Origin of the sequence: Fibrella aquatica (assembly GCF_041321135.1) — a bacterium.
Lineage (GTDB): Bacteria > Bacteroidota > Bacteroidia > Cytophagales > Spirosomataceae > Fibrella > Fibrella aquatica.
The window spans coordinates 203,123-224,196 of sequence record NZ_JBGGWF010000010.1 but is presented as its reverse complement, the minus strand read 5'-3'; the positions used below and the strand labels follow the sequence as shown (position 1 = coordinate 224,196).

The 21,074-nt window shown below is 53.3% G+C and carries 14 protein-coding genes; 6 read left to right on the top strand and 8 right to left on the bottom strand.

What is annotated here, in order from left to right; translation table 11 throughout:
• The coding region (locus ACAW87_RS20545) for a beta strand repeat-containing protein (RefSeq protein WP_370725516.1) at window positions 1-4,666 on the top strand (4,666 nt) is incomplete at its 5' end.
• Between the two features lie 130 nt (window positions 4,667-4,796).
• Here the strand turns inward: ACAW87_RS20545 and ACAW87_RS20540 are convergent.
• The 7 genes from ACAW87_RS20540 to ACAW87_RS20510 all read right to left on the bottom strand — a co-directional run bounded on the left by ACAW87_RS20540 (window position 4,797) and on the right by ACAW87_RS20510 (window position 12,787).
• Window positions 4,797-6,875: a thioredoxin domain-containing protein gene (locus ACAW87_RS20540; protein WP_370725515.1), complete on the bottom strand. Its 2,079-nt coding sequence runs from the start codon at window positions 6,873-6,875 to the stop codon at window positions 4,797-4,799.
• Between the two features lie 111 nt (window positions 6,876-6,986).
• The gene (locus ACAW87_RS20535) at window positions 6,987-8,639 is read right to left on the bottom strand and encodes a T9SS type A sorting domain-containing protein (protein ID WP_370725514.1); all 1,653 of its coding nucleotides are present in this window, start codon (window positions 8,637-8,639) and stop codon (window positions 6,987-6,989) included.
• Between the two features lie 81 nt (window positions 8,640-8,720).
• Window positions 8,721-9,299 (bottom strand): hypothetical protein, encoded by a 579-nt coding sequence (locus tag ACAW87_RS20530; RefSeq protein WP_370725513.1) that lies wholly within the window; start codon window positions 9,297-9,299, stop codon window positions 8,721-8,723.
• Between the two features lie 90 nt (window positions 9,300-9,389).
• Window positions 9,390-10,403 carry a bestrophin family protein gene (locus ACAW87_RS20525; RefSeq protein ID WP_370725512.1) on the bottom strand — a complete coding sequence of 338 codons (1,014 nt, stop codon included), beginning with the start codon at window positions 10,401-10,403 and terminating at the stop codon, window positions 9,390-9,392.
• Window positions 10,404-10,470: 67 nt separating this feature from the next.
• Window positions 10,471-10,791, bottom strand: a complete 321-nt coding sequence (locus tag ACAW87_RS20520) for a hypothetical protein (RefSeq protein ID WP_370725511.1) — start codon at window positions 10,789-10,791, stop codon at window positions 10,471-10,473.
• Window positions 10,792-10,859: 68 nt separating this feature from the next.
• Complete coding sequence (locus tag ACAW87_RS20515; protein WP_370725510.1) at window positions 10,860-12,449, bottom strand: cryptochrome/deoxyribodipyrimidine photo-lyase family protein; 1,590 nt, start codon at window positions 12,447-12,449, stop codon at window positions 10,860-10,862.
• A 134-nt stretch (window positions 12,450-12,583) separates the two neighbouring features.
• Window positions 12,584-12,787, bottom strand: a complete 204-nt coding sequence (locus ACAW87_RS20510; RefSeq protein WP_370725509.1) for a hypothetical protein — start codon at window positions 12,785-12,787, stop codon at window positions 12,584-12,586.
• Between the two features lie 136 nt (window positions 12,788-12,923).
• On the opposite strand from ACAW87_RS20510, the gene ACAW87_RS20505 reads away from it, so the two are divergent.
• The 4 genes from ACAW87_RS20505 to ACAW87_RS20490 all read left to right on the top strand — a co-directional run bounded on the left by ACAW87_RS20505 (window position 12,924) and on the right by ACAW87_RS20490 (window position 18,208).
• Window positions 12,924-13,730, top strand: coding sequence for an SDR family oxidoreductase (locus ACAW87_RS20505; protein ID WP_370725508.1), 807 nt, complete (start codon window positions 12,924-12,926; stop codon window positions 13,728-13,730).
• Window positions 13,731-13,833: 103 nt separating this feature from the next.
• Window positions 13,834-16,467, top strand: coding sequence for an MGH1-like glycoside hydrolase domain-containing protein (locus tag ACAW87_RS20500; protein ID WP_370725507.1), 2,634 nt, complete (start codon window positions 13,834-13,836; stop codon window positions 16,465-16,467).
• 114 nt (window positions 16,468-16,581) lie between these two features.
• Window positions 16,582-17,808, top strand: coding sequence for an ABC transporter permease (locus tag ACAW87_RS20495; RefSeq protein ID WP_370725506.1), 1,227 nt, complete (start codon window positions 16,582-16,584; stop codon window positions 17,806-17,808).
• 199 nt (window positions 17,809-18,007) lie between these two features.
• The gene (locus ACAW87_RS20490; RefSeq protein ID WP_370725505.1) at window positions 18,008-18,208 is read left to right on the top strand and encodes a hypothetical protein; all 201 of its coding nucleotides are present in this window, start codon (window positions 18,008-18,010) and stop codon (window positions 18,206-18,208) included.
• Window positions 18,209-18,368: 160 nt separating this feature from the next.
• Here ACAW87_RS20490 and ACAW87_RS20485 read toward each other — a convergent pair whose 3' ends face one another.
• The gene (locus ACAW87_RS20485) at window positions 18,369-19,385 is read right to left on the bottom strand and encodes a ComEA family DNA-binding protein (RefSeq protein WP_370725504.1); all 1,017 of its coding nucleotides are present in this window, start codon (window positions 19,383-19,385) and stop codon (window positions 18,369-18,371) included.
• A 158-nt stretch (window positions 19,386-19,543) separates the two neighbouring features.
• Between ACAW87_RS20485 and ACAW87_RS20480 the strand changes: the two genes are divergently transcribed.
• Window positions 19,544-21,061 carry a glycine--tRNA ligase gene (locus tag ACAW87_RS20480; RefSeq protein ID WP_370725503.1) on the top strand — a complete coding sequence of 506 codons (1,518 nt, stop codon included), beginning with the start codon at window positions 19,544-19,546 and terminating at the stop codon, window positions 21,059-21,061.
• Window positions 21,062-21,074 lie beyond the last annotated feature (13 nt).

The window sequence follows — 21,074 nt, the reverse complement described above, 5'->3', positions numbered from 1 at the left end:
ATTCGGTTGCACCACAGCTACACCGATCTCGGTGACGGGTGTGGATGCGCCGGTAGTAGCTCCGATCAATCTAAGCTTGTGTGTAGGTACGTCACTTGATCTGACCAGCCTGTCTGGTCTGACAGGTCTGACGAACGTCTTCCGTCAAGGTGGTCTGCTGGGCTTAGGTAACCTGCTGGGTACGCCTACGGCAGTAAGTGTAGGTGCGGGTGTGAATCTGTTCAATGTGGTGTCTACTAACCCATTCGGTTGCACCACAGCTACACCGATCAGTGTCTCAGGGGTGGATGCGCCGGTGGTAGCACCAATCAATCTAAGCTTGTGCGTAGGTACGTCGCTTGACCTGACCAGCCTGTCTGGTCTGACAGGTCTGACTAACGTCTTCCGTCAAGGTGGTCTGCTGGGGCTGGGTAATGTACTGGCTGCTCCTGTAAGCATCGGTGCGGGTGTGAATCTGTTCAATGTGGTGTCTACTAACCCGTTCGGTTGCACCACAGCTACACCAATCAGTGTCTCAGGGGTGGATGCTCCTGTAGTGGCTCCGATCAACTTGTCTCTCTGCGTAGGTACGTCGCTTGATCTGACCAGCTTATCTGGTCTGACGGGTCTGACCAACGTCTTCCGTACAGGTGGTCTGCTGGGGCTGGGTAATGTACTGGCTGCTCCTGTAAGCATCGGTGCGGGTGTGAATCTGTTCAACGTGGTGTCTACCAATCCATTCGGTTGTACGACAGCTACACCGATTAGTGTCTCAGGTGTGGATGCACCGATCGTGGCTCCGATCAATCTCTCTCTCTGCGTAGGTACGTCACTTGACCTGACCAGCCTGTCTGGTCTGACGGGTCTGACCAACGTCTTCCGTCAGGGTGGTCTCCTAGGTCTGGGTAATGTACTTACTAACCCATCAGTAAGTGTAGGTGCTGGGGTGAACCTCTTCAATGTGGTATCGACCAATCCATTCGGTTGTACCACAGCTACACCAATCAGTGTCTCAGGGGTGGATGCGCCGGTGGTAGCACCAATCAATCTAAGCTTGTGCGTAGGTACGTCGCTTGATCTGACCAGCTTATCTGGTCTGACAGGTCTGACTAACGTCTTCCGTCAAGGTGGTCTGCTAGGCTTAGGTAATGTACTGGCTGCTCCTGTGAGCATTGGTGCGGGTGTGAACCTGTTCAACGTGGTGTCTACTAACCCATTCGGTTGCACCACAGCTACACCGATCTCGGTGACGGGTGTGGATGCGCCGGTAGTAGCTCCGATCAATCTAAGCTTGTGTGTAGGTACGTCACTTGATCTGACCAGCCTGTCTGGTCTGACAGGTCTGACGAACGTCTTCCGTCAAGGTGGTCTGCTGGGCTTAGGTAACCTGCTGGGTACGCCTACGGCAGTAAGTGTAGGTGCTGGGGTGAACCTGTTCAATGTAGTGTCGACCAATCCATTCGGTTGTACCACGGCTACACCGATCAGTGTCTCAGGGGTGGATGCGCCGGTGGTAGCACCGATCAACTTGTCTCTCTGCGTAGGTACGTCGCTTGATCTGACTAGCCTGTCTGGTCTGACAGGTCTGACCAACGTCTTCCGTACAGGTGGTCTGCTAGGCTTAGGTAATGTACTGGCTGCTCCTGTGAGCATCGGTACGGGTGTGAACCTGTTCAACGTGGTGTCTACTAACCCATTCGGTTGCACCACGGCCACACCAATCTCGGTGAGCGGGGTGGATGCGCCAGTAGTAGCTCCGATCAACTTGTCACTCTGCGTAGGTACGTCACTTGATCTGACCAGCCTGTCTGGTCTGACAGGTCTGACGAATGTCTTCCGCACAGGTGGTCTGTTAGGCCTGGGTAACATACTTACTAACCCATCAGTAAGTGTAGGTGCGGGTGTGAACCTGTTCAACGTGGTGTCTACTAACCCATTCGGTTGTACCACAGCTACACCGATCAGTGTCTCAGGGGTGGATGCGCCTGTAGTGGCTCCAATCAATCTAAGCTTGTGCGTAGGTACATCACTTGATCTGACTAGCCTGTCTGGTCTGACGGGTCTGACCAACGTCTTCCGTCAGGGTGGTCTGCTGGGCTTAGGTAATGTACTGGCTGCTCCTGTGAGTATCGGTGCGGGTGTGAACCTGTTCAACGTGGTGTCTACTAACCCATTCGGTTGCACCACAGCTACACCAATCTCGGTGAGTGGGGTGGATGCGCCTGTAGTGGCTCCGATCAATCTAAGCTTGTGTGTAGGTACGTCGCTTGATCTGACCAGCCTGTCTGGTCTGACGGGTCTGACGAACGTGTTCCGCACGGGTGGTCTGTTAGGTTTGGGTGATCTGTTGGGTACACCGGCTTCGGTCAGCGTTGGTGTGGGCGTGAACCTGTTCAATGTGGTGTCTACTAATCCATTCGGTTGTACCACAGCTACACCGATTTCTGTAACGGGTGCGCCTACGCCGGATCTAACTCCGATCAGCCTCAGCCTATGCGCTGGTGTTGAATTGGATCTGACAAGCCTTAGCGGTCTGGTTGGCCTCACCAACGTTTTCCGCACCGGCGATTTACTGGGTCTGGGTACGTTGATCAATACACCTACCGCAGTAAGCATTGGGGCAGGGGTTAATCTCTTCAACGTGGTGTCGTCTACTCCATTCGGTTGTACGGCAGCCACGCCGATCTCGGTAACAGGGGTCGATGTGCCGGTCGTAGCGCCAATCAATGTCACGCTTTGTGCGGCATTAACTACCCCTGTCAATCTGAGCGCGCTGCTAAACGGAAACGGAGCTATTGCGGGCTTGGTAAGCGTGTTCCTGAACGGTGATGGCCTGGCCGGTTCGGTTATTGCCGATCCAACAAATGTGAGTCTGGCGGCGGGTGTGAACCTATTCACGGTGACAAGCACCAACCCAACCGGTTGCACGATCATCACCCCGATTCAGGTGACGCTCGACGTGAAACCAGTGCTGAGCATTGCGGCCGAATTGCAGTCACAAACGGTTTGCGAAGGCACCTCACCATTGCCAATCGTCGGGACGATAACCAGCGGTACTATTGCCAGTAGCCTCTTCTTCGGTCCATTGGCCGATACAACCAGTCTGTTTAGCACCTCAGTTGGGGCAGGTCTGACTTTCACCCCAACGGCTGCGCAATTGCCGGCTCCAGGACAAACGGTTTACTTCGCCCTGGTCGCCAACGGTACGTCGACTTGCTCAGATACGGTGTTTGTGTCGATTACTACAGCGCCACGGCCTGTGGTGACTACGACCAGCCTGAGCATTTGCCTGGGCGAGTCGGTTGATCTGGCCGCTCAGGTAGCCACCTCGGCAGGAAACGTGACGGCGTTCTTCGGAACCCGGTTAAATGCGGAATCAATCTCCGGTCCGCTGACCAGCCTGACAGTTACGCCGACGCTGACGACGACCTACTTTACCCGCGTCACGATTCCGCTGACAAACTGCTTCAGCATCGATAGTGTGGTGATCACGGTTCAGCCAAAACCAAGCGCTGGTATGGATATGACACTGGTTTGCGGACCGCTGGGCGAAACCCCAACCTCGGCTACGCTGTCGGCCTCTCCAATCGGTGGGTCGTGGGTGAACGGTGCTGGTAACCCAACGCTGGCGACCTTTACGCCGAACGCGGCTGAAACGACGGTTGGTGGACTGGCCGTTGGTTCGTACGAGTTCATCTACACGGCCATCAATGGTTGTTCTGATACGGTTGCGGTGGTGGTACCTGCCTGTCAGACGTTCTGCGCCGGGGTGTCGGTGACGGCGCTGGCCAGTAGCTACACGCTCACGCCTGATCAATCGATCAGCCTGACGGCGGAGGTTAGCCCGGCCGGGTCGTATACTTACGCCTGGAATGGTCCTGGAACGATTACGCCAACGGACGGAGCTACGGTAGTGGCCTCGAACCTGACAGCGGGTGTGAATACGTTCACGGTTACCGTAACAACCAGTCCTGGCTGTACCACTACGGCTACCGTTTCGGTCACGGTTGTAACGTCTGATCTGGAAATCAGCATCGTCGACCCGGGCACGTGTAACACGGCAACGAATGGGTACACCAGTACGGGTGTCATCTCACTGACCAACGCCATTGCTGGGACATTGACTATCGTTGACGGAACAGCTACTACAACGGTTTCGGTAACGGCTGGTCAAACATCGGCAGCTTTCAGCCTGACAGGATTGATCTCGGGAACAGGAACGCATACGGTGGTGGTCAACGGGGTTGGATACCCAACGGCGTCTACTACCTACACGGCGCCTGAGTCATGTACGGTGGCACCCTGTAACCTGGTAGCGCTGCCGGTGACGGCCATTGCGGCTACGTGCAGCAGTACGTTTGCAGCGGCTCTGGACAACGCTCAGCTTGTGCTGGCTGGTCCGGTCGTGGCAGGAACCAGCTACAACGTCAGCCCTGGCAGTTCATTCTCGGCAACAAGCGCCTTGTTCGGCATTAATCAACCGCTGGCTGGTTTGACTACAGGTAGTTTGCTGCGAAGTGGCCTGCCGAATCCGGCCACGGTGGCGGGTGCTACCTACACGGTGCGTGTGTTCACGGCTGACGGTTGCTTTGCCGATACAGTGGTAACAGTGCCGCGCGCCGACTGCCAGTGCCCACCGGCCAAGTGTGTACCGATTACGGTTAGAAAAATTGCCAGAACGCGTTAATAACATTTTCCCACCGTAGCTGCATGCTGTTGCCTGTAACGGGTAACAAAAAAGCCGCCGATCGAGAGATTGGCGGCTTTTGCGTTTAAACCTATAAGGTCTTTTTGTGGACCTTATAGGTTTAATTAGTCTACTTCACGATCTTCCACATAGCCTCTACGCTGGTGACGGGGAGCTGGCAGGCGCGGTTGTAACAGACGTAAATGGCGGTTTGGTCGTTGATCGTGCCACGCTGTTGTAACAGGGGTAACGAACTGCTGCTGAACGTACCTGCTACTACCTTATTTGGGAAAAATTGACTGTCGATCTGTTGCCGGTACGCCATCGCTTCGGGGCCAACAAGCGCAATTTCGGCCGTGGGACGTACGCGCATGGCGTAAAGCGACGCCCAGTTGGTGAGGTAGCTGGCTTCGTTGGCCATCAGCGGCTGAATGAGACCCAGCATGGCATCGGCGCGCTTGCCGTAATCGGGGCGGTCGAGGAGGAGGCTGAGCGTGTAGAGATTGTGCGCCATGATTGAGTTCGAGGCTGGAATCACGTTGTCGAACAGCTCTTTCTTACGCGCAATCAACTCTTCGCCCGATTTATCGGTGAAGAAAAATAACGGCTCGGGGGCCACTTCCGATTCGGTTGTCAACGTACCCGGATCGTCGAAGTGGGCCAGTACGTATTGCGTCAGTTTATCCGCTTCGGTAAGCCAGCTTTCGGTAAACGTGGCCTGATACAGGGCCAGGTAGCCGTCGATTACGGCGGCGTAGTCATCGAGGAAACCAATCTGCCGGGCCCGGCCGGGTTCGCCTTCCCGCTTTTTGTAGGTGTGCCAAAGCCGCCCGCCATTGCGCTGATCGGTCAGTTTCTGGTTGATGAAGAAGGCCAATCGTAGGGCGATCGACAGGAATTCGGGTTCGCCGAAAACGCGGTAGGCTGTGACAATGCCTTTCAACGCCAGCCCATTCCACGAGCACAAAATCTTGTCATCAAGGCCGGGACGGATGCGCTGATCCCGAACGGCCATCAGTTTCTGGTGCGTGTCGGCGAGTTTCTGTTCCAGTTCGGCAGCGGTCCATCCCTGTTGATCGGCAAAGGCGGGGTTCGTCTCGGTACGATGCAGAATATTTGTCCGGCCGTGGCCATGACCGATGTCCCAGGCCCCTTCCGGCGTGATCGTGTACAGCTTAGCGAACCAGTCGTAATCGGCGCCCAGGATCTGCTGTAGTTCGTCGGCTTGCCAGGTGTAGAACTTACCTTCGATTCCTTCGCTGTCGGCATCGAGCGCTGAGAAAAAGCCGCCTTCAGGCCCCAGCAGTTCGCGCTCCATGAAGCGAATGGTGCCGTAAACGGTGTCTTTGTAGAGTTTGTTACCCGTCAGCGTAAAGGCGTCGGAGTAGAGCGTCAGCAGTTGGGCATTGTCGTACAGCATCTTCTCGAAATGCGGGGCAAACCAGTACTTATCTGTTGAATAGCGCGCAAAACCACCGCCCAGCTGATCGTAAATGCCGCCCAGCGCCATGCGGTTCAGGGTCAGCACCAGTTGATTAAACGCCGACGCGTCGCCGGTGAGATCAGCGTAGCGAAGCAAAAAGCTGTAGAGCGTCGGCATCGGGAATTTAGGGGCGCGACCGGTACCGCCATCTTCCAGATCAAAGCGCGATGCCAGTTTCAGGTACATCGCCTCCACGGTTTCCAGCGCGTAGATCGGTTCGGCGTTGCTCAGTCTAAACCGCTCTGTTTCCGAGGCATTCAAATGATTGGCAAACCCCTCCGCTGATTCAGCCAGTTGCCCCCGGTTATCGTCGAACGCCTGCCGGACGCCACTAAGCAGGTTATGCCAGTTTTGGGGCGGCGCGTAGGTGAGGCCGTAGAACGGTTTGGCGTCGGGCATCAGGAATACGTTGAGCGGCCAGCCGCCCTGTACGCCCATCGCCTGCACGGCTTCCATGTAAATAGCATCTACGTCGGGCCGCTCTTCCCGGTCTACCTTAATACAGACGAAGTTGGCGTTCATCACCTGCGCAATGCGTTCGTTTTCAAACGATTCACGCTCCATCACGTGGCACCAGTGGCAGGCCGAATAGCCAATACTGACCAAAATGGGCTTGTCTTCGTCGCGGGCGCGTTGCAGGGCTTCTTCCCCCCACGGATACCAATCCACGGGGTTATGCGCATGTTGAAGCAGATAAGGCGATGATTCGGTGCTAAGGCGGTTCATGGGAGAAAAGACGTTTGTGGTTTGTCGTGCGTGGTTTGTGGTTGCGCTGCTGATTCACCAGTTTTCTTGAATTAGCAGCGCAACCACAAACCACACACGACAAACCACAAACTAGTTTATGATCAGTTGCTTACTAACCCCGCCGCTTCGGATCAGGTATAGGCCGGGGGGGAGTGTACTGGTATCAATGACCAGAGGGGCCGAAATGTTCACAAATTGCCGGATAATCCGTCCCTTTGCGTCGATGAGCGTAACATCGGTACGTTGGCTGGTTTCTACAGTTACCTGTTGCCGGGCGGGGTTGGGGTATAGGCGCAAATCGGGCAGGGCGGTTGGCTCGGTGGCCAGCAAGGTTAGGTCGTATTGGCAAAGGGCTACCTCGCGGCCGGTGAGGGTGAGGCTTCCCTGCCAACTTTTATAGCGAATGGGCACCACCGTTTGCTGATTGTCGGTGGCGTAGGGGTTATGGGCCGCAACCAATAGTTTGTTGTCGCTGAAGATGCCTCGCCAAACGGGTTTCTGATCGTTCATCAGGTCGCGGGCGTTGGTTTCGGCCACTAGTTCATAAGCATCCTGAAACTGACTGTTGAATTGCGAAAGCCGGTACAGGCCGTGAACAAAATGCTCATAGGCCGCATGCACGTCCTGCCGGGTGGTCGAGAGGCTCAATTCATCCCAGAACCACAGGCCTTTGGCCCCGGCGAAGAAGGGGAAAATAGCGGTAGCCTCGGCCATCTGCGGCTGAATAAAGGTGGGGTAATTGCCGCAACAGTCATGGAACCGCATCCAGACAAACGGGATCACCGGCTTGCTGCTCCAGGCCCGGTTTGTTTCGATCTGAAATAGCGTGTAGGCCAGGTAATCGCCCGCGAGCGGACTAGGTCGAACGGCATCGTAATTGTAGTAATAATAAACCGAGGGCGACAGGAAATCGAGCTGATCATAGAAAGCGCCGCCGAGGGTTGTGCCGTTGTTGTCTTTGGTGAGGTAACTCAGGCGATTGGCATTGGTGGTCCAATCGGTCCAGGAGTTGGCAACTACATTGACGTAGGTGTTACGCACTGGTACGTCGCTGTAGGTACTGACCCGAATCTCCGACAGGTCGGCGCGCTGACGGAGGTATTGCAACCCATAAGCGTACAGGGCAACCAGGTCATTTTTGTAAGTACGTATGAAATCGGCGTCAGCGAGGGCGCGGTACTGAGCGGGTGTGGCGGTGTTGGTTTTTAGTCGAAGAATGCCCGCGTCGGTGTCAATTTGCCGTTCAATGTCCACCATCAGGATATCGGCGGGCAGGATAAACTGACCGGCGGCGTTAGTTTGCCCACCCGACTGTTCGCGCAGCCAGCCATCCCATTTCGCCCGGTACAGCGCCAGGTCATTACCCCACGGACTTTCGAGCGTTTCCCACGGTTGATTCAGGCCATAGGCAAAGCCCGCGTACTCCAATACGCGTTGGCTTCGTCCAGGGTTTTCACCGGCAACGGGCCGCACCAACCGATTGAATCCGTGGGCTAGCGGGGCGTTGGCATCACCAGTCAGGCGCGCCCCGCCGTAAATGATCGTGAAGGCATCGGGAAGAGTAAACGCCGGGAATTTGCTCCACTCGACCCGGTTGGGTTGGGTAACGGGCGTAAACGGAAGCCGTTCGGCGCAACGTTCCTGAGCCAGCGCTGGTACGGTCATACCCGATATATCAATGCCGGGTACGTTGCCGATCACCAGCAGTATGACAAGGAGCCAGAAATGTTGTTGTCGAGGCACGGCAAATGAGTTAAGTCCGGCAAAGCTAGGGTCAGAACACGCGCTTTGGCAAAACAAACTTAGCGATAGCCTGCCGACAACCTATTTTGTTGCCGTTATGGCCTTAATGATATTAATCGTCCTTTCTTCGTAGAATACCGTGACGGTGGTACCGTTCACTTCCAGCAACTCGCTCGTGATGTAGAACGGAAATTCAGTCACGTCGCCATCGGCTGCGGTAATTAACAGTAGGCCGGGTTCGTCGCCGGTGGTGATTTCATCGGCACCCAGTACGCCCACTACTTGCCGGGTTTTAGCCGTGATAATCCGGGGATCGACATCCAGCAGGGAGGTGTCATCGACCTGAATATCGAGCACGGCGTTGGTTACTTCGGAAGTGTACCGAAAAGTGATCTGACTGCCAATCAGGCCAGTAAGCGTGCTTGGCTGAATTGTTTTTATGTCGTCCAGATTAATCGTGAAAGACTCGGTCAGGTGCTGCCGGGGTAACTCGATCGTCAGCGTAACCATTGGGTACCCCGCATCGTCGACCTGTTTCAATAGCCCCGTTTCGCTGATCTCTTCGTCGTTAGGAATCGAATCATGAACAGTTAATGAAGGGGGTGTAATCTGCTGATCATATTCCCTGGCTTCCCGTATGACATAGGCAGACTTGTTCATTTGTGGACTAAAGTTGGCCGTTATGAGCCCGACTGCCAGTCCGGCTATCTGTATACTACCCCAATGCATCATCAGTCAGGAAATATGTCGTTACATGAGAATATTGTCAACGGCCTGTAGTTTGGCGGGCAGCTCTGTTTCGCTCAGCATCTCGCGCAGGTCGATTTCGATATTGCGGCAGATGGCCGAGATGGGTACGTCGTTGATGCTGTTCTCGAACGGGTTTTCGCTGGTGTCGCCCACTACTTCCATGGTGTTGAACACCCAGGCAATCAGCGTGTAGAACGGAATCGTCAGCCAGACATGCCAACCGCCTACTTTGGTCATTTCGGTGATCAGGCCGAAAGGAAGCAGCAGAATAAACAGCCAAACAAACACGTAGCTGAAAAAGGCGTACTGCCGGGGAAACGGAAACGTTTTCAGCCGTTCGGCGGCTCCCTGCTGGTTATACAGTTCAACCAGCATTCGTTCCAGTTCGTTATGATAAATATCAGACAGTAATCCCAGTGCCCGCAACTCGCGGAGGTGCGCCGACTGGTTGCGAATCAACTGGGTGGCTACGTTAGCTTTGCTTAATAAGCTGTTTACCTCGTCTTTCGGCAAAAAATGGCATAACTCGTAGTCCATCTTTTTCTGCTGGAAAGCCTCGATATGATCGATGATTTTGAGTTCGGCTCCGTGGTGTTCCTCCCAAACGTGTTTGCTGCGGAGTTGAAGCCGAAGGGCGTTCAAAAAAGCCAGATGCCGGTAAATTAGTAGCCGGTGATGGTTGCGCAATTCGCTGGCTGGTAACTGGCCGGATGCGTTCAGGTTGGTGATGTAGTCGAGCACCATAATAGCCCACGACCGGCTCGCGTTGGTCAGGCTCCCCCATACCCGCCGCCCTTCCCATAGCCGGTCATAGGCCGAGTTGTTTTTAAAACCCACGTAGAAGGCAACCGCCGTACCAATCGTGGCAATCGGGATAAACGGCACCGTCAGTAAGGGCCAATCTGTGGCTATATACAGGCTAACGATGGCCGTAGAGTAAGTGACAAAAAACAGAATTGGCCTCCAGGTGAACGACCATAAGTGCCTGAAAGAAATGCGTTTGCGGGTGTACATAATCCAGGTGATACTAGATAGCGGAAACAGGAATCCAGACGGTTTTGCTAACGCAGTTTCTCAAACTCTACATCATCGAGAAAATGTTCCAGGCAATCAGGATGGTGTTGATAATGATGGTGGGAATTCGAACCATGTTAGCTAACCGACTAAGCGATTCACCGATACGGATCAGCAGGAAGAGCGACACTACGCATAATACGATGTTCAGCAACGTGAGCAACAACGCATTTTGCAGAAACGAAGGAAAACAACTCAGGTACGTCGCTTTGGCTTCTACAAACGAAACGCCTTCGCGGGTTGCTACGTAAATCCAGAGGCCGAGGTTGAGAAGGACAATCATCGACAGCAACAGGCCAAGGGCAAAGGAGAGATTGAACTGCTTCATATACGTCGATTGTGAGTGAGCAATTGTCATTGTGCCAAAGGTAAGCATATGCCCGTGCCTTTACGTGTTCACTTTGCGCTGGCATCGGCAATCGGTATAGTGTGCCGCTTTAAAATGCGCTCTTTTTCGACTTTGCCTGTTTCCGTTTTTCGGGGCTGATGCAACTTTACCCGCGCCTCGCGACCCGACTCAACAATATCGACGATGGGGGCGGGGTAGTCGATGCCGATGTGGAAATGGGCCATATCCTGCTCCAGGGGCGGCATGGTCCACGGTTCGTGAATGTAGGCATCGGGGCAGTTGGCCAGTTCGGGAATCCACTGCCTGATGAATACGCCATTCGGGTCATGCTCCTGCGATTGCTTTACGGGGTTATAAATGCGGACGGTGTTGGTGCCCGTCATGCCCGACTGCATCTGAATCTGTGCGTAGTGAATGCCCGGCTCAAAATCGGTGTAAATCCGGGCCATGTGCAGGGCCCCTTCTTTCCAGTGTTGCAGCAGATGATGACTCAGAAACGACATCAGCATAGCCCGCATTCTGAAATTGATATAGCCGGTAGCGGTCAGGCAGCGCATGCAGGCGTCGACCATCGGGTAGCCCGTTTTGCCGTCGTGCCAGGCGGTGTAGTGCGCCGGGTTGTCGTTTTTCTCAAGGGTATCGAAAGCCCGGTTTACGTTCTCGAACTCGATTCGGTCTTCGCTTTCAAACTTCTGAATAAAATGGCAATGCCAGCGAAGACGCGACGCAAAGGCGGCAAACTGTCGACCCAACCCTGGCAGGGGAGGGTGCTTGGCGGCCTCTAACTGCGCCTGAAATACCTGTCGGATGCTCACACAACCCCAGGCAATGTAGGGCGATAACCGGCTACACCCCCGCCGACTCTCGAGCGGTTTCGAGATCGATTTTGCGTATAATGAAATACGGTCGGTCAGAAAACTGGTCATATACCGAAAGGCGTTCTGCTCGCCACCCGGTTGAAACAGCGGGTCAGGTACGTGCCACTCGGCGGGTAGGTTGGGGCCACGTTCCTGCTGAAACCAGGCGTTGGGTACGTTGGCCGGTAACCAGCGCATCATATCAGGGTGTTGCTGAGGGGAGCGCATGGTTTGCTGCCAGTCGGCGGCCCAGGTGTCGCGGTTTTTCAGCCGCCGGATAACGCCGTTGCATTGATACTCGTTCCACTGAATGCCCTGCTCACGGCAAAGCTGAGTCACGGCTTTGTCGCGGTCGTAGGTGATTTTCAGGCCGGTTTCTTCGTACGAAAAAAGGGTGTCGATGGTAAACTCTTTTTGCAGGGCTGCCAGCACATCCACGACTTCCCGCTGAAAAATCCAGATTTTTGGAGGGCCCGACTCAGGTATGTTGTCAGCAGCGGCTTCGTCGTCGAACTCGAAGGGTAGCCATTCGTGGGTACGTTGTTGTTTTGGGGCTGAAATCGCCAGTTTCGGTAATTGCCGATTCAGGTCGGCGAGGCATTCGGTCACAAAACGCCAATGGCGCGGGTCGTAGTTGGGGTCGGCCTGTACCGATGGCTCAAAACAGTAAAGTAGCAATACCGGTTTCCCTGTGTTTATCGCTGCCTGTAGCGGCGCATGGTCGCGCAGACGCAGGTCGCGTTTGAACCACAAAACAGTAATAACTGGCCGGTTGAGCATGGGGCAAAAATAAGGTGTTTCGGGGAGTGTTGATGACGCGCGGTTTATTGCTGACGCCTAGTCGAAGGGCCATACGTCAGCAATAAACCGCGCGTCATCAACACTACAGTGCGTCAGCAATACGCATCAACCCATTACGCTTCATCCCGGTTTTCCAGATTGGTTTTTCCCAGAAAATCGGCCTTCTCCATGCCATCTGATTCGTCTTTTACTTCGCTGGCGTCAACGTCGGTGTCTTCATCGATCGATTTTAGGAAGTGACCCGGCTGGGGTGCCTGCGCTTCTGTTGATTGAACAATGGGCTTTTCGCCTGCTTCCGGTTGTGGTTTGTCGGTCATGATGTTGTTGGTTAACTAGAACAGAAACTCTCCCTATAGCTTAGAAAGCCATTAATTCAAGGCAACGGTTATAACTATCCGACCTAAAACGGAGTAGTTGCAGTAGGAACTGAATAACACACTAACTCAAAAGTCAATGGGAGATAAGAAACTGTCGGGTCAAACGGCGCTGGTAACCGGGGCCAATTCGGGGATTGGGGCGGGTGTAGCCAAATCGCTGGGGCAGGCTGGTGCCAACGTTATTATCAATTACGTATCAAGGCCAGAAGATGCCGAGGCGCTGGTGGCTGAGATCAAAGGATTCGGTGTAGATGCGATAGCCATTCAAGCAGACGTGTCGAAGGAAGAACAGGTACAGGCCATGTTCAAACAGGTCATCGATCACTTTGGTACTATCGATATTCTGGTGAACAACGCGGGGCTTCAGCGCGATGCCAAGTTCGATGAGATGACGCTGGCCGACTGGAAGCTTGTAATCGATGTTAACCTGACCGGGCAGTTTTTGTGTGCCCGCGAGGCTGTTCGGGAGTTTTTGCGGCGTGGACCACGGCCTGAAGTGTCGCGGGCAACGGGTAAAATTATCTGTATGAGTTCGGTACACGAATCCATTCCGTGGGCGGGGCATATCAACTACGCAGCGTCGAAAGGAGGTGTTAAACTCTTGATGCAGTCGCTGGCGCAGGAATACGGCGACCGGCAAATTCGGGTCAACAGCATCTGCCCCGGTGCCATTCAAACGCCGATTAATACCGAAGCCTGGGGAACGCCCAAAGCCTATGATTCGCTGATGACACTGATTCCCTACAACCGAATTGGTCAACCTCAGGATATTGGTAACCTCGCCGTTTTCCTGGCCTCCGACGATTCAGACTACATCACCGGCGCCAGCATCTTCATCGACGGCGGCATGACGGTTCTGGAAAGCTTTTCGGATGGAGGCTGATCTAATTTACGAATGACGATGTACAAGGTACGATGTAGCGCTGCTTCATGTCCTGTACTTGTAGTTCGTCCATCGTAAGTCGTAAATTGTAAATCGTAAATCAATGAATCCTGAATTAGATCGCCTTCGGGAGAACGCGAAAAAAGCGGTACCACTCGAAAAGTGGGGGCCTTACCTGGCTGACCGTCAGTGGGGTACGGTGCGCGAAGACTACTCGGCTAACGGCGATGCCTGGAATGCGTTTCCGCACGATCAGGCGCGGAGCCGGGTGTATCGCTGGGGTGAAGATGGCCTGATGGGTTTTTCCGACCGCCGCATGAACGTCTGCTTTGGGCTAGCCCTGTGGAACGGAAAAGACGGCATACTGAAGGAACGTCTCTTTGGCCTTACCAACGGCGAAGGCAACCACGGCGAAGATGTGAAGGAACTGTACTATTACCTCGACAATACGCCGACGCATTCGTACATGAAAGGCCTGTACAAGTATCCTCAGGCCGCGTTCCCGTATGACTGGCTGCTACACGAAAACGGGCGACGTACCCGGCAAGACCCCGAGTTCGAGGTACTACAGACCGGCGTTTTCGACGATGGTCGTTATTTCGATGTGGTAGTCGAGTATGCCAAAAAAGATTCAGACGATGTGTGTATCCGTATTACAGCTACCAATCGCGGTCCCGATTCGGCTCCGCTGACAATGTTACCTACCCTGTGGTGCCGTAATCGCTGGTCATTCGAGCCTGATTTTCAGAAGCCAACTATTAGCCGCCGCCCCGATACGCCTACGGCGGGTAACGTGTTCTTGTCGCACTTTCGGACGGGTAATTATTATCTTTATTATCAGCCGGTAGAAACCAGCCTGATGACCGATAATGAGTCAAATACCAAGCGGCTCTACGGTATGCCCAACGGATCGCCGTTTGTGAAAGACGCGTTTCATGAAGCCGTGGCCGGGCAAAATGATTACCTCTGCGACCTGTTGAAAGAAAACGAAGTGGGCACCAAGTTCGCACCGGTTTATAAAAAAGAGCTGGCCCCCGGCGAAAGCTGGACCGTTTCGTTACGGCTTTGCAAATCGATTCAAAACCAGCCGTTCGATGCTGCGTTCGATCAAGTATTTACTGACCGGATTGTCGATGCTGATGCCTTTTACCAACCGCTATTCCCGGCTTCAGCGTCTGATGATTTAAAGCGTATTCAGCGACAGGCGTTGGCCGGGTTGCTGTGGACAAAACAGTATTACCACTACGATATTCCGCACTGGCTGCGGGGCGATCCCGGCAATCCGCCGCCACCTGCCGAGCGGTTGCAGGGGCGTAACCACAACTGGCGGCACCTGAACAACGAAGACGTGATCAGCATGCCCGACAAGTGGGAATATCCCTGGTATGCGGCCTGGGATCTGGCGTTTCATACCGTTCCGCTGGCGATGGTTGACCCCGTGTTTGCCAAGAATCAGTTGATTCTGCTTATGCGCGAGTGGTACATGAGTCCGGCGGGTCAAATTCCGGCTTACGAGTGGAAATTTTCGGATGTAAATCCGCCGGTTCATGCCTGGGCCGTGCTGTCGGTGTATCGGCTTGAGCGGGTTATTTACAAGAATGAAGACATCCAGTTCCTGAAACGGGCTTTTCAGAAACTGCTGATCAACTTCACCTGGTGGTCTAACCGGCTCGATCCTGAAGAAGATAATGTGTATGCTGGCGGCTTTCTGGGCCTTGATAATATTGGGGTCATTGACCGGAGCAATCTGCCGCCGGGTACGTTGCTCGAACAAGCCGATGCCACCGCCTGGATGGCCATGTACGCGCTGAACATGATGGATATTGCACTCGAAATTACCCGGCATGACCCGTCGTTTGAAGATGTAGCTACAAAATTCTATGAGCAGTTTGTCTTGATTTCAGAGTCACTGAACGATTCGCTTTGGGACGAGGAAGACCACTTTTACTACGACCGGATTTATACTGCCGGACAAGCGCCCAACGTGCTTCGGGTACGTTCTGTGGTGGGGCTTTCGGTGCTGTTTGCCGTGTCGATCATCAAACGGCAAAAAAGTGAACCCCTGTCTGATTTTCTGAAGCGGGTTCGTTTCTTCCAGAATTACCGCGCGGGCCTTGGCCTGCCCATGCCCGATCAGCGCGTCACGCCCGACGGTGATATTCTGCTCTCGCTGGTATCGAAAGAACGGCTGGAATACCTGTTGAAGATGATGTTCGACGAAACCGAATTTCTATCGCCGGGTGGTATCCGAGCTTTGTCTAAATGCCACGAAACCAACCCGTACAGCGTCGACATCGCGGGGCAACTGCACTCGATCAGGTACGTTCCCGGCGATTCTGATTCGGGGCTGTTTGGCGGGAATTCCAACTGGCGCGGTCCGGTCTGGATGCCGATCAACTACCTGTTTATTAAGTCGCTGAAAACGTACCACCAGTTCTATGGCGATTCCTTTACCGTCGAGTTTCCAACGGGTTCGGGAAATCGGCTTAATCTCGCAGAGGTATCGGACCAACTGGCGAAACGAATTGTGGCCACGTTTGAAGCTGACGAGCAGGGGCATCGACCCATTCATGGGCCGTTCAGCCCGTTTTATCAGCGGCCCGAAAATGCGGACCTGTTGCTGTTCTACGAATATTTCAACGGCGATACGGCGCAGGGAATTGGAGCAAGTCACCAAACTGGCTGGACGGCCGTTATTGCTGAACTCATCAACGACGATGCCTGGGAATGGGAATAAACGGCTATTGGCCAAACAAAGGGATCGGCGGCGTACCTTGGCGAACCGGGTAGTGTAGTCAGCACGTTTCCCGGTCGGGCTGTTATCTTCGCCCTCCATTTATGCAGGTACATTATGAATCTTCCCGTTTTCATTGCCCGCCGGTACTTCTTTTCCCGTCGCAAACGTAGCTTCATCAGTTGGTTATCTCTCCTGGCTATGCTGGGTGTGGGTGTGGGTACAATGGCGTTGGTGGTAGTTATGTCGGTATTCAATGGTATGGAAGATTTGAACCGGCAATTATTTAAGTCAGTAGAAGCCGATCTGACCATTCAGCCCCGGCAGGGTAAGCGGTTCGAGCTTACTCCTGAATTAGTTAGGCAACTCAGGCAGTTGCCCGGTGTGGAAGTGGTGACGGGAACAGCCACCGATAACGCACTGGCCCGTTATGGCGATAGTCAGACGGTAGTTCGTGTTAAGGGTGTTGATAGTACGTATAGTATGCGCCATCAGCTCGATTCGGCCATGGTGGAAGGGCAACAGGTGCTGACTCGTAACGGGGTCAATTTTGCCATTGTGGCCGAAGGTGTTCGCAATAACCTGACTATCTCGCCCGAAGACCCACTTACACCCCTGGAATTGCTATTTCCAGACCGCAACCGGCGGCTTTCGTCGATGTCGCCCGATGCGTTTCGGCAACAGCGGCTCAATGTGTCGGGCGTATTTTATATTGAAGCCGCCAACTACGATGATTTAGTGGTGATTCCGATGGACGTGGCCCGTGAGCTACTCGGGTATGGGCCGGATGAGTACGCTAGTTTGGAGATTCAACTGGCACCTGGCACCAACGAGGTAGCCGTGCAAAAGCGGACGCAGCAACTGGTGGGTGACAAATTGCAGGTACGCACCCGCGACGAAATGAATCCTGATCTTTTTCGGGCTATTCGCATCGAAAAGTTATTTGTTACCCTGACACTGGCCTTCATTGTCCTTGTGGCGAGCATCAACACCTTCTTTTCCCTATCGATGCTGGTGCTGGAAAAGAAAGCTGACATTGGCATTATGGGAGCAATGGGGGCCAATCCTGGTTTAATACGATCTGTATTTTTGGTTGAAGGAGCCATTATCTCATTAACTGGAGCTACGCTCGGTTTAGTGGCCGGTTTAGTCCTTTGTTTTGCACAGGAACGTTACGGGTTAGTTGGGTTTGGAACTACTTCGGCCATTGTAGATGCATACCCGGTAAAAGTACGTGCTGATGATTTGGTGCTGGTTGTCTTTATTGTCTTACTGATAACCGCACTTACTTCCTTGTTTCCGGCTAAACGTGCTGCACAACAATTGGTTGCTGATCGAAAATAGAAGGTTTTTATAAGTAACCTGATGCTGTGGAACTTATCTTAAACACTATTTGGCTTGATTTTTGGTGACCACTTTTTTACTTAGCCGTTGGGGATTTTACGCCTCAGTATAAATTGTCAGTAAAACCCGATTGTACGGGTTGTAAAGTCTTGCAATTCTATAGATATTTGTGACACCTACCGAGATGACATCGTTTCATATGAATATAGATCAATTTGTTTTGTTGTCGTCTGTATTAGGCGACGAATTGTACCGTAAGGAGGGGAAGCAGTCGAGTGCTGCCAGCCTCACCGTCGAGAAGCAATTTCAGCTTTTGGCTAACAAGCCCATTGGTGCCTACATGACCAGCGGTTTACCAACCTTCTGGCCGCGTAAAAAAACAGTACCGCGTTTCTTTTAATGTGTGATTCCGCGTTCACCGTAGCCGCATTGCCCAAGTACCGTAACGATTAACAGAAAGAGTGCCTCGTAACAAACAGAAGAGTACCAAGTGCCAAACCAACCAAACGTACCGTAACTTATTAAGAGACCCCGCTCACAAGGCGGGGTTTTTTGCATCCTTAAAATAACAGATACGGTGTTATCTGTTCAATGGTGCGGGGACTAAGTACACGTACGGCTTTCAGCGATTCGGGAGAGGTATAGGCTCCGTGCTGATTGCGGTAATTCACGATCACTTCCGCCTGTCGCCGCGATAGGTAGGGTAACCGATCTAAAGCCGCCGCCGATGCCGTGTTGATCGGTGTTTTACGGACGGGCGACTGCACTTTGGCGTAAAGTGTCAACTCGGCCAGATTGATCGAGTCCAGCCCATATACTTCATTGTATTGATCGGCCGACAGGAAACCGCCCAGCCCATCGCGGTACTGTATGATTCGGGTGGCCAGTTTACCGCCAATCCCTTTCAAAGCAATGAGTTGCGTGGTATCTGCCGTGTTGATATCGAACGGCTGAATAACCGGCTTCACATAGCGTTCGCGTGGCGGAGCTGAGTTGGGTGGGGGCGACGTAGCTGCGTTGTTGGCATAGGCTGACCGCTCAGGTACGTTGCTGCCTTTTGCCGCCATGGTGGGCAGTTGAATGTACGGTTCCAGCGTTTCATATACATCGGGCGGAAAATCGTAAATTTTTAGCAGGTCTTCTTTTTTGCGAAACTGACCGCCTTTGCTCCGGTACTTGTCAATGCGCTCGGCCATCCAGCGGGGAAGGCCCAGTTGCTGCCAACCTGCCACGCTGACTGTATTTGGGTTGAATGGAAAAGGTTTTACCTCCTGAATGCGCTCGGATGTTGGTTGATTATCATCCTGTTGGCGTGATCGGTCCGATTGGCGTTTGTCACCGAAGCGGGCTTTGTCTTCAGCAGCCCCGTCGAGTTGCATTTTAGCCAAAAGGCTGTCGAGTTTTTGCTGATCGGTTACAGTACTGTCGGGTTGGGTACGTTGAGGCTTTAGCCTTGAGTAAAGAAAAGGAGCTACCAGGAATAGAATAATCAACAGAAGCAAGGCCATCACGCCGGTTGCTTCTTTGTGCCCCACGGCAAACGTATCGGCAATAAAAGCGCGTAGTCGGTTAAACATGAAAGTGATAGGGTTGGGTTACTTTCTGTAAAGTAAGTGGTATTCTTTATTCAACCAGCCTGTAAATCCTGTAATCGGGTCAAAAAAAAGGTGTCCTGTATCCGTATGGGTCGGGAAAGTCGGTGGTATTGGCGGCAGAAGCTATCTTTGCGGCCATTATGACAACCAATACGTTGGCCGAAGGATCGGCCCCTGCCGCTCCGGCTACTTCGCTTCAGGATATTATCGCCCATGCGAAAGAATATGGCTTCGTGTTTCCGTCGTCGGAAATATATGATGGCCTACAGGCTGTGTATGACTATGGTCAGAACGGCGTTGAATTGAAAAACAACCTCAAAGCCGTTTGGTGGAAGGCGATGACCCAACTACACGATGAGGTAGTGGGAATCGATGCGGCTATTTTCATGCATCCGCTAACCTGGAAAGCTTCCGGCCACGTCGACTCGTTCAACGACCCCATGATCGACAACCGCGACTCGAAAAAACGCTACCGCGCCGATCAGTTGCTGGAACTGAAAGCCGAAGAATATGCCAACGCCGGTGACGAAGCCCGTGGCAAAGCGCTGCTCGAAGAAATGGGCCGGTTACTGGGTGCCGAAGACCTTGAAGGCGTGCGGAACCTGATCATTGCCGAAGGAATCAAATGCCCTATTTCGGGAACTCAAAACTGGACTGAGGTACGTCAGTTCAACCTGATGTTCTCGACGCAGGTAGGTTCGGTAGCCGAAGACACCAGTACGATTTACCTCCGTCCCGAAACGGCACAGGGTATTTTCGTGAACTTCCTGAACGTGCAGAAAACGGGTCGGATGCGTGTTCCGTTTGGTATTGCCCAGATCGGCAAGGCGTTTAGAAACGAGATTGTTGCCCGTCAGTTCATCTTCCGCATGCGCGAATTTGAACAGATGGAGATGCAGTATTTCGTGCGCCCCGGCACCGAGATGGAGTGGTATAATAAGTGGAAAGAAACCCGCATGAAGTTCCATCAGGCGATCGGCATTCCAGCTACCAGCCTGAAATTCCACGACCACGAGAAACTGGCCCACTACGCCAACGCCGCCGTTGACATCGAATACAAATTCCCGTTCGGTTTCCGTGAAATGGAAGGTATTCACTCACGCACTGATTTCGACCTGAAAGCGCACCAGGAACTAAGCCGTAAGAAACAGCAATACTTCGATAATGACGTTGACCCCGCCACGGGCAAACCCCACGGTAACTACATTCCGTATGTGGTGGAAACATCGGTGGGTGCCGACCGTCTGTTCCTGGCTACCTTCTGCAACGCGTTCACGAAAGAGACCGTTGGCGAGGGCGATCAGCAGAAAGAGCGGACGTACCTGAAACTACATCCGGCACTGGCCCCGATCAAAGCAGCCGTATTCCCGCTGGTGCGCAAAGATGGTCTGCCCGAAAAAGCGGAACAGATCGTGAAATCGCTGAAATCAGAGTTCCGGGTCATTATGGAAGAGCGCGATGCCATTGGTAAACGCTACACCCGTCAGGATCTGATCGGAACGCCGTTCTGTATCGCCGTTGATTACCAGACGCTGGAAGACGACACCGTAACAATCCGTTACCGCGACACTACCGAGCAGGTACGTGTCTCCATCAGCGAGCTGAAAGCCAAAATCGGTCACGAAGTATCGATTGAGCGAATTTTAGAGAAAATGTAGAAGAAGTTTGTCG